The following is an 8029-nucleotide window of genomic DNA, read 5'->3' as shown; positions in this document are numbered from 1 at the left end:
AACCGCGTCACAATCGAGCCTTTCACGGTTCTTGAAAACTCACTCATCATGGATGATGTTCGGATCGGCTCCCATTCCAGGGTCATGGATACGGTAATCGGGGAACGATGCAGTATTCTGGATCATCTCTCAACGATCACTGCCGAAGGGCTTTTCCCTCTTGGCGAGAGCGATGCGAAGATACTCCACCGGGGAACCTTCGGAGCCATCATCGGCGAGGGTGTCTCACTGGAGTCATCCGTTGTCCTGAAAGGATGTATCCTCGGGAACAATTGCCGGGTTCAATCCGGCAGGCGGCTTGAAGGAGTGATTCCTGATGGCTCGCAGGTGATCTGAATGTGCGGGATCGTCGGGTATATCGGCCGCCGAAAGGCCGCCGGTATCGTGATCGAGGGATTGAAGCGGCTTGAGTACCGGGGGTATGACTCATTTGGCCTTGCCACAAAGAACGATACCCTTCACATCTCGAAAAAGAGCGGCCGGATATCAGATGGAAGTTCCAATGCAGCTGTTTTGCCGGGAACAATCGGGATTGGCCATACCCGCTGGGCAACCCACGGCATACCGAATGATCAGAATGCCCACCCTCATATCGACTGTACCGGAAAAATTGCTGTTGTGCATAACGGTATCATCGAAAATTATGCAGAACTCAGGCGTGATCTCACTGCCCGCGGCCATATATTCAGTTCAGATACCGATACCGAGGTGATTGCCCATCTGGTGGAGGAGCAGTATAAGGGCGATCTCGCTGCTGCTGTCAGGGCAGTCCTCCCACATCTTGAGGGATCATATGCCATCCTTGTGATTGCCGAGGGGGATGACCGGATTATCGCTGCACGGATGGCAAGCCCGCTTGTGATCGGGGTGGGGGATCGGGAGTTCTTCTGTGCCTCGGATGTCACACCTCTGATTGATCATACACGGAGAGTGATTTATCTGGAGGATGGCGATTATGCCGTTCTCAGCCGATCAGAGTACACAATAACTCATGACGGCCAGCTGGTTGACAGACCCGTCGAAGAAGTGGACTGGGATATCCAGGATGCCCGGAAAGGTGGTTTCTCTCATTTTATGCAGAAAGAGATCTTCGAACAGCCGCAGGTCTTCTACAACACAATTCATGCGGTGAGGGAATCTCCCGATGCCCTTGCGTACCTTGTCAGGAGCAGGATGAGCATAATGGTGGTTGCCTGCGGCTCCTCCTATCATGCAGCCCTCCTCTGTAAATACCTGATCGAGGTATACTGCGGCATCCCGGTGCGGGTGGAGATCGGCTCGGAATTCAAGTACTATACTCCTCCCCTGAAGGATCCGGTGATCGGGATTACCCAGTCCGGGGAGACGGCGGATACCCTGGCTGCCCTGAAGATGGCAAAGGCATGGGGATGCCCGACGATTGCGATCACCAATGTGGTCGGGTCATCTGTGACGAGAATTGCCGATGCGACCATCTATACCCGTGCCGGTCCCGAGATCAGTGTTGCAGCAACAAAGTCGTTCATCGCACAGCTTGCAGCTGCCCTCCAGATCGCAGGCAGCCTTTCAGACGATTCTGCACTGGAAGAGGCCCTTGACCGGGTCAATATCGGGATCGAGGAGACCCTCACTGTTCCAATCGACGAGGCAGTCTCAATCTGCAGGAAGGCACACTCGATCTTCTTCATTGGCCGTGGTTTCTACTATCCTGTCGCCCTTGAAGGTGCCCTGAAGATGAAGGAGATCTCCTATATTCATGCAGAGGGGTACGCTGCGGGAGAGCTGAAACATGGTCCTTTTGCCCTCCTATCGCCTGATACTCCGGTTGTTGCTCTTGCGATGCCGGGGAAGACCTATGCAGTGATGATCTCAAATATCAAGGAGATCAAGGCACGCGGGGCGCCCGTAATCGGGATCGGCACTGCAGGGGATATGGAACTGCCTGAGATCGCCGATATCTTCATCCCGCTCTCCCCCTCGCATGAGGTGGCAGGCATAGCAATGGTCTCTGTCATCCTCCAGCGTCTCGCATACCATGTCGCCGATGCACTCGGGTGCGACATCGACAAGCCGAGAAATCTTGCAAAGAGCGTGACGGTTGAGTGAAGGATGCACCTTCTCTTATGAAGAGGAGAATGAAAGCTATTTATCCCAAATTGAGGAATAGTGTATCGTAATGCCGAAAACCTCAGCAGTATCGGGGGAGATATTCTTCCTCCACCACCTCGATAATCATCCGGAATGTGCTCTCCGGCTGGATACCCTCCATGAGTGTATTCCAAAAGGCGTTCTGATCCATCCTCCCGTGTTAGCCGGAGTGGAGGAACTTGAACTCGTTCATACTCCGGCTCATGTGAGGATGATACGACAGCTCTCGGAGTTTGGTGGTGTGAGGTTCATCAATCCCGATACCTATGTCACCTCACATTCATATGAGGTGGCTTCATATGCTGCCGGTTCTGCCGTCTATGCCGCTGGGCGTGCCATGGATGGCGAGCGATCATTTGCACTGGTCCGCCCCCCCGGCCACCATGCCGAACCCGATCGTGCAATGGGATTCTGCCTCTTCAACAGTGCGGCAATTGCGGCTGCCTCACTCCTCAAAGAGTGTGATCGGGTTGCTATTCTGGACTGGGATGTGCATCACGGGAACGGGACCCAGAAGGCATTCTATACCAGTGATCGCGTCCTTGTGATGTCAATCCACCAGAGCAACAGTTTTCCAAGAACCGGGTGGATCGATGAGATCGGCGCAGGTGCCGGGAAAGGCTATAACCTGAATGCACCGATCCTGCCCGGTGGCACTATTCTGGATTATCTCTCTCTTCTCAGGGATGTCTTCATCCCTGCAATTCTCAGGTTCAGGCCGGATGCCCTGATCATCTCCTCGGGGCAGGACGGTCTCAGCGACGATCCGCTTGCCGGTATGCATCTTGCACCCCGGGATTTTGGCATACTGACACGGACCATCACCGATGCACTCGATCTGCCGGTTGCCCTTGTGCTTGAAGGCGGATACGGTCCGTCGATGGGGAGATCCCTCTCTTCTATCTTCTCTGCGCTGAAGGGAGATCCGATCCCCGTTCCTTCGCCCGGAGAGCCTCAGGCGAGCACCATGAGGATAGTAAAACTCCTGCAACGGGTACTGATCTGAGTCGGTACAGTCAATACTTTTATCCGCTTTGAAATCGAGAAACCCGGTATGGCAACAGAGATCATCCCGGGACAGGCGGTACGGTACGGGAGGACCGGAACAGTTGGAACAATTACCCGGATAGAAGAGATCGGGGGTGTCCTCTTTGGCTGCATCGACACAACCGATCTCCTCTACAGAATCGATCTCCTCACTCCGGTTGAGCTGAGGGAGGGGAAGGTGGTAAAAGTGAAAAAAGATGCACGGGAGTCCATTACTGAAGAGCGTCTCCGTGAGACAGTCGCTGCAGAGGGTGCCTGGCTTAATGTTGATGGTGCCTGTGAAGGCGGGGGATAATCTTCAGAGTTTATCCTTTACCGGAATCGTTGTCAGTTTGACGGATTCCACACCTTTTTGTGCCATCAGCCGCTCGGCAATGCTCTTGAGATCCCCGCCATCGCCTCTGACCAGTATGACCTCAAGGCAGCGATCGTGGGTGACATGAGAGTGGAGGGATGCCTGAATCACGGTCATATATTCGTGCTGGATCTCTGTGAGTGTCTGGATCAGGCCCCGGTGTTCATGATCGTACACCATCGTGATGACACCCTGACGCTCCCCTTTCACATCGGACATCCACTGGTAGTAGGTGATATAGCTCCTGATTGCATCCCTGATCCCCTCGGACCGGGATGAATACCCACGCATGTTTATAATATCATCAAATGTGTCAAGCAGGTTCTTTGGGAGTGATATTCCAATTCGGGATAATTCTGAATCTCCGGTCATATGCGTTCCTACCTGTATCTATTGCATGCAACAATATTACTATTTCGGAAAAACCCTCATGGTAATGACATACATTGTATTCCATGGGGCTTGAAAAAGAGCGGTACATCAGCGTTGAGGGAACACTCAGGCACTGAGATATTATCTATGAGAAGAACGATTATATAGGCTAAGGAGGTTTGAGTTTCTTTGCATGATCCAACAATACCAAGTGTCAATATAGGCGTTGTCGGCCATGTCGACCACGGGAAGACGACGCTCGTCTCGGGGATAACCGGCACATGGACCGATCGCCATAGTGAAGAATTGAAGAGGGGGATATCGATCCGCCTCGGCTATGCTGATGCAACATTTTACCGTTGCCTCACCTGTCCAGAGGAGGATGCGTATTCTGCATCTGAGAAATGTCCGGTTTGTGGTGGTAAAACAGAACCCATCCGTTCGGTCTCCTTTGTGGATGCACCGGGGCACGAAACCCTGATGGCAACAATGTTGTCCGGTTCTGCCATTATGGATGGAGCAATGCTCGTCATTGCAGCCAATGAACCATGCCCGCAGCCACAGACAAAAGAGCACCTGATGGCACTTGAGCTGACCGGGATTACGCGCATCGTCATTGTCCAGAACAAGATCGATGTGGTTACCCAGCAGGCAGCGCTTGAGAATTACAAGCAGATAAAGAAATTCATCCAGGGCACTGTTGCAGAGAATGCACCAATCATTCCTGTCTCAGCGCAGAAAGGGATCAATTATTCCTCACTCATCGCAGTTTTGAATGAGAATATTCCCGATACCGATCGTGATCCCGATCGTCCCCCCGTCCTTTTAATCGCGCGTTCCTTTGATATCAACAAACCGGGTTCGCGATGGAAGGATATTCGTGGGGGTGTCATCGGCGGATCACTCATCAGGGGTCTGCTCCATGATGGCGAAGAGATCGAGATCCGTCCCGGACGCCAGCATACCATCGAGAATAAGACGAAGTGGGAGCCTATCCTGACGAAGATCAGCTCGATGCATATGGGCTCGAAGAAGATTGCCGTGGCAACACCAGGTGGCCTTACCGGTATCGGGACGAAACTCGATCCGGCGATTACAAAGAGCGACACCCTTGTCGGGCAGGTTGCAGGACATCCGGGCAGGCTCCCGCCGGTCTGGGAGAAACTCAGATTTGATGTCACCCTGATGGAGCGGGTTGTTGGTGCCACTTCCGAGCAGGTGATCGAACCGCTGAAACACAAGGAACCCCTGATGCTCTCTGTTGGAACTGCGGTGACTGTGGGTGTTGTTACCGGAACAAAGAAGAATTCCGTCGAAGTGGTCCTGAAACGCCCTGTGTGTGCAGAGGTTGGATCCCGGATTGCGATCTCAAGGCAGGTAGGTGGACGATGGCGGCTTATCGGAATGGGGGTTCTGACAGAGTAAGTGTCCTCCTGGATACAAATGCCCTGCTGATCCCCTCCCGTTCAGGTGTGGATATATTCTCCTGCCTGCAGGAGATCTTTGGTGCATTTGAACCGGTTGTTCCATCAGAAGTGGTGAATGAACTGCGGGCGCTCTCGCAAGGCAGGGGAAAATCTGCGGCGGCTGCCCGCTTCGGACTTGCCCTTGTCCGGGAATGCAGGGTTCTTCCACCATATGATGTCATGGCACCTGTCGATGAGATTGTTGTCCTTCAGGCTGAATCTCTCGGTGTCCCGGTTCTGACAAATGACAGAAAATTAAAAGAACTCCTCCTTCAAAAGGGGATCGCGGTAATAGTATTAAGAAATCAGAAACGATTGGAATTGATCAGAAAGTAGGTATGGGATATGTATTACAAGCTGAAACTAGCCGATAAGGTACGGGTTCCTGCCCACCGCCTTGGTGAGGATCTCCGTGTTGTTCTCCTTGATGTTCTCCAGGAACAGCTCGAAGGAAGTATTGATAAGGAGATTGGGATCTTCATCGTCGTCACCGATATCGATGAGATTGGAGAGGGTGAGATTATTCCCGGTGATGGTGCGGTGTACTATGATGTCAATTTCGAGGCACTTGCGCTCCGGATCGCTCTTCAGGAGATTGTTGAGGGGATTGTTGTCGAAACGACAGGATTCGGTGCCTTTGTGAGCCTTGGTCCAATCGATGCAATGCTGCATGTGAGCCAGATCTCAGATGATTATATCAATCACGATGAGAAGAATTCACGGCTCGTCTGCCAGGAGACGAACCGGACGATCGGTGTCGGGGATGTTGTCAGGGCACGTATCGTCTCCCTCTCATTAAATGAGCGTGAGCCCCGTGAGAGCAAGATTGGACTGACAATGCGGCAGGCAGGTCTTGGAACCTCACAGTGGCTTGAAGACGAGCAGACGAAGCAGGTTGCCGAGAGGAATGCCGATGCCCGCGCGTAAGAAACAGGATAAGGTATGCAGGCAGTGCCACAGGGTGCTTGATTCGGATAAGGAGTCCTGTATCATCTGTGGCGATTCCAATCTCTCGACCGACTGGCAGGGGTATGTCGTCATCATCGATCCAAAACAATCTGAGATCGCAGAAAAGATGAACATCGACCTTCCCGGAAGGTATGCTCTGAAGGTTCGTTGATGCTCCGTCTTCAGGATGAGTTCCGCGATCTCTTCAGGAGACCGTTTGGAATCCTCTTCCCGGATATGAGCGAGGTTATACCGCTCCTCTCCGGAAGAGTGGTGTATACCGTCGGGGATGTGGTGACAGACTCTCTTCTCTCGCGCGGCATCTATCCTGATATCGCAGTTATCGATGGATACACAATGCGATCCCCTTTTCTCAGAACTCCTCTTTATGCGGGCGCGAGCCACATCAGGGTGATTAATCCTGCCGGAATGATCACCCCTGATCTGATCGCCGGGCTTCGCCGTGCCCTTGCAGATCCTCCTGCTCTTGTATTTGTTGATGGCGAGGAGGATCTTGCGGTGATTCCACTGGTTATTGCAGCCCCCCGCGGTGCCCTTGTCCTCTATGGACAGCCGGGTGAGGGGGTTGTCCTCAGGGAGATTGATGACGCTGCCCGCGAAGAGGCACAGGTTCTCCTCTCATATTTCACCAGTGAGAACGCCAGTATTAAATAACTACCATGATAATAATTCTGGGATACCGATGGATATTCAGATAACAGCCAATACCAGAAACGAACTCCTGCTGAGAAATGAGGTGGAGTTCACCCTGACGTTTGACGGCGCAACTCCGTCAAGGAAAGAGATCATTGGAAAGCTCGGTGCTCTTCTGAATGCGAACGAGGAGAAGATGGCACTTGATTCGATCAAGACCCATTATGGTTCATGTGTCGGAAAGGGCCTTGCAAGAATCTACGATTCACCGGAAGCCCGTGATCGGACGGAACGCGAGTACCTCATCGCCCGTGGCCAGCCAAAGGCAGAAGCGGAGGAGTAATAATGGCTGATGGTCGTTACAAGCACTATGCAATCGAGGGTGACAAGGCAGTTTCACAGAAACGCCACTGCCCCCGCTGCGGACCCGGTGTTTTTCTTGCCACACACTCTGACCGTGTATCCTGCGGCAAGTGTGGTTTTACCGAATTCAACAAGTAACTGATCCATGCCTCATGTAGGGCAGGTACTGGGTATTGAGGGGACTGCATGGAACCTCAGTGCCGCTGTTTTTGATGATGATCTTGTCAGCCTGTCGTCTTCTGCGTACTCGCCTCCACAGGGAGGGATTCACCCGCGTGAAGCGGCAAGGCATCATGCAGCTGTGTTAAAGGATGTGATCTCATCTGCTCTTGCTGATGCAGATGAGATCACCGGTGTTGCGTTCTCACAGGGTCCCGGCCTTGGCCCATGCCTCAGGACTGTTGGTACTGCTGCACGCTCACTGGCGCTCCGTCTCGGGGTTCCGCTTATTGGTGTCAACCATTGTGTTGCACATATCGAGATAGGGCGGTTTGCCACAGGATATGATGATCCGATTGTGCTCTATGCGAGCGGTGCGAATACGCAGGTGCTCGGCTATCTCAATGGAAGGTACCGCATCTTCGGCGAGACCCTTGATATCGGGATAGGCAATGCCCTTGACAAGTTTGCACGCCATCACAATCTTCCCCACCCGGGAGGGCCGATTGTCGAGAATCTTGCAAAAGAGGGATCCTAT

Annotated in this window: 11 protein-coding genes and 2 pseudogenes; 12 read left to right on the top strand and 1 reads right to left on the bottom strand. The window is 52.8% G+C overall.

Annotated elements, in window-relative coordinates; all coding sequences use genetic code 11:
- The 4 genes and pseudogenes from QCH34_RS03125 to QCH34_RS03110 form a co-directional block, all read left to right on the top strand.
- Nucleotides 1-336: pseudogene (locus QCH34_RS03125) on the top strand (nucleotidyl transferase); the annotation flags it as partial.
- A complete protein-coding gene (gene glmS / locus QCH34_RS03120; protein WP_300329932.1) occupies nucleotides 337-2085 on the top strand; it encodes a glutamine--fructose-6-phosphate transaminase (isomerizing) in 1749 nt (582 codons plus the stop codon).
- A gap of 70 nt (nucleotides 2086-2155) precedes the next feature.
- On the top strand, nucleotides 2156-3133 hold the full coding sequence (locus QCH34_RS03115) for a histone deacetylase (protein WP_300329929.1): 978 nt from the start codon (nucleotides 2156-2158) through the stop codon (nucleotides 3131-3133).
- 48 nt (nucleotides 3134-3181) lie between these two features.
- A complete protein-coding gene (locus tag QCH34_RS03110; protein ID WP_300329926.1) occupies nucleotides 3182-3469 on the top strand; it encodes a DUF2098 family protein in 288 nt (95 codons plus the stop codon).
- A 3-nt stretch (nucleotides 3470-3472) separates the two neighbouring features.
- Here the strand turns inward: QCH34_RS03110 and nikR are convergent, their stop codons facing one another.
- Nucleotides 3473-3901 (bottom strand): nickel-responsive transcriptional regulator NikR, encoded by a 429-nt coding sequence (nikR, locus tag QCH34_RS03105; RefSeq protein WP_300329923.1) that lies wholly within the window; start codon nucleotides 3899-3901, stop codon nucleotides 3473-3475.
- Between the two features lie 189 nt (nucleotides 3902-4090).
- Between nikR and QCH34_RS03100 the strand changes: the two genes are divergently transcribed.
- The 8 genes and pseudogenes from QCH34_RS03100 to QCH34_RS03065 all read left to right on the top strand — a co-directional run.
- Nucleotides 4091-5326, top strand: coding sequence for a translation initiation factor IF-2 subunit gamma (locus QCH34_RS03100; protein ID WP_300329920.1), 1236 nt, complete (start codon nucleotides 4091-4093; stop codon nucleotides 5324-5326).
- Nucleotides 5290-5703 (top strand): PIN domain-containing protein, encoded by a 414-nt coding sequence (locus tag QCH34_RS03095; protein ID WP_300329918.1) that lies wholly within the window; start codon nucleotides 5290-5292, stop codon nucleotides 5701-5703. The genes QCH34_RS03100 and QCH34_RS03095 overlap by 37 nt, the downstream gene beginning before the upstream one ends.
- A gap of 9 nt (nucleotides 5704-5712) precedes the next feature.
- Nucleotides 5713-6294, top strand: a complete 582-nt coding sequence (locus tag QCH34_RS03090; protein WP_300329915.1) for a DNA-directed RNA polymerase — start codon at nucleotides 5713-5715, stop codon at nucleotides 6292-6294.
- Nucleotides 6281-6487 (top strand): transcription elongation factor subunit Spt4, encoded by a 207-nt coding sequence (gene spt4, locus QCH34_RS03085; RefSeq protein ID WP_300329911.1) that lies wholly within the window; start codon nucleotides 6281-6283, stop codon nucleotides 6485-6487. Before QCH34_RS03090 ends, spt4 begins: the two co-directional genes overlap by 14 nt.
- Nucleotides 6487-6990, top strand: coding sequence for a GTP-dependent dephospho-CoA kinase family protein (locus tag QCH34_RS03080; RefSeq protein WP_300329907.1), 504 nt, complete (start codon nucleotides 6487-6489; stop codon nucleotides 6988-6990). Before spt4 ends, QCH34_RS03080 begins: the two co-directional genes overlap by 1 nt.
- A gap of 28 nt (nucleotides 6991-7018) precedes the next feature.
- Nucleotides 7019-7312 (top strand): 30S ribosomal protein S24e, encoded by a 294-nt coding sequence (locus QCH34_RS03075; protein ID WP_300329905.1) that lies wholly within the window; start codon nucleotides 7019-7021, stop codon nucleotides 7310-7312.
- Nucleotides 7313-7314: 2 nt separating this feature from the next.
- Nucleotides 7315-7470 (top strand): 30S ribosomal protein S27ae, encoded by a 156-nt coding sequence (locus QCH34_RS03070; RefSeq protein WP_300329903.1) that lies wholly within the window; start codon nucleotides 7315-7317, stop codon nucleotides 7468-7470.
- Between the two features lie 7 nt (nucleotides 7471-7477).
- A pseudogene (locus tag QCH34_RS03065) lies at nucleotides 7478-8029 on the top strand (serine/threonine protein kinase); the annotation flags it as partial.

Origin of the sequence: Methanocalculus sp., assembly GCF_029762515.1 — an archaeon.
Lineage (GTDB): Archaea > Halobacteriota > Methanomicrobia > Methanomicrobiales > Methanocorpusculaceae > Methanocalculus.
The sequence above is the reverse complement of the archived record's forward strand: the minus strand, read 5'-3'. Positions and strand labels throughout refer to the sequence as shown.

Coding starts and splice junctions, on each gene's coding strand:
- QCH34_RS03115 (WP_300329929.1), top strand. CDS start 2,156: ATGCCGAAAACCTCAGCAGTATCGGGGGAGATATTCTTCCTCCACCAC.
- glmS (WP_300329932.1), top strand. CDS start 337: ATGTGCGGGATCGTCGGGTATATCGGCCGCCGAAAGGCCGCCGGTATC.
- spt4 (WP_300329911.1), top strand. CDS start 6,281: ATGCCCGCGCGTAAGAAACAGGATAAGGTATGCAGGCAGTGCCACAGG.
- QCH34_RS03080 (WP_300329907.1), top strand. CDS start 6,487: ATGCTCCGTCTTCAGGATGAGTTCCGCGATCTCTTCAGGAGACCGTTT.
- nikR (WP_300329923.1), bottom strand. CDS start 3,901: ATGACCGGAGATTCAGAATTATCCCGAATTGGAATATCACTCCCAAAG.
- QCH34_RS03110 (WP_300329926.1), top strand. CDS start 3,182: ATGGCAACAGAGATCATCCCGGGACAGGCGGTACGGTACGGGAGGACC.
- QCH34_RS03090 (WP_300329915.1), top strand. CDS start 5,713: ATGTATTACAAGCTGAAACTAGCCGATAAGGTACGGGTTCCTGCCCAC.
- QCH34_RS03095 (WP_300329918.1), top strand. CDS start 5,290: ATGGCGGCTTATCGGAATGGGGGTTCTGACAGAGTAAGTGTCCTCCTG.
- QCH34_RS03070 (WP_300329903.1), top strand. CDS start 7,315: ATGGCTGATGGTCGTTACAAGCACTATGCAATCGAGGGTGACAAGGCA.
- QCH34_RS03075 (WP_300329905.1), top strand. CDS start 7,019: ATGGATATTCAGATAACAGCCAATACCAGAAACGAACTCCTGCTGAGA.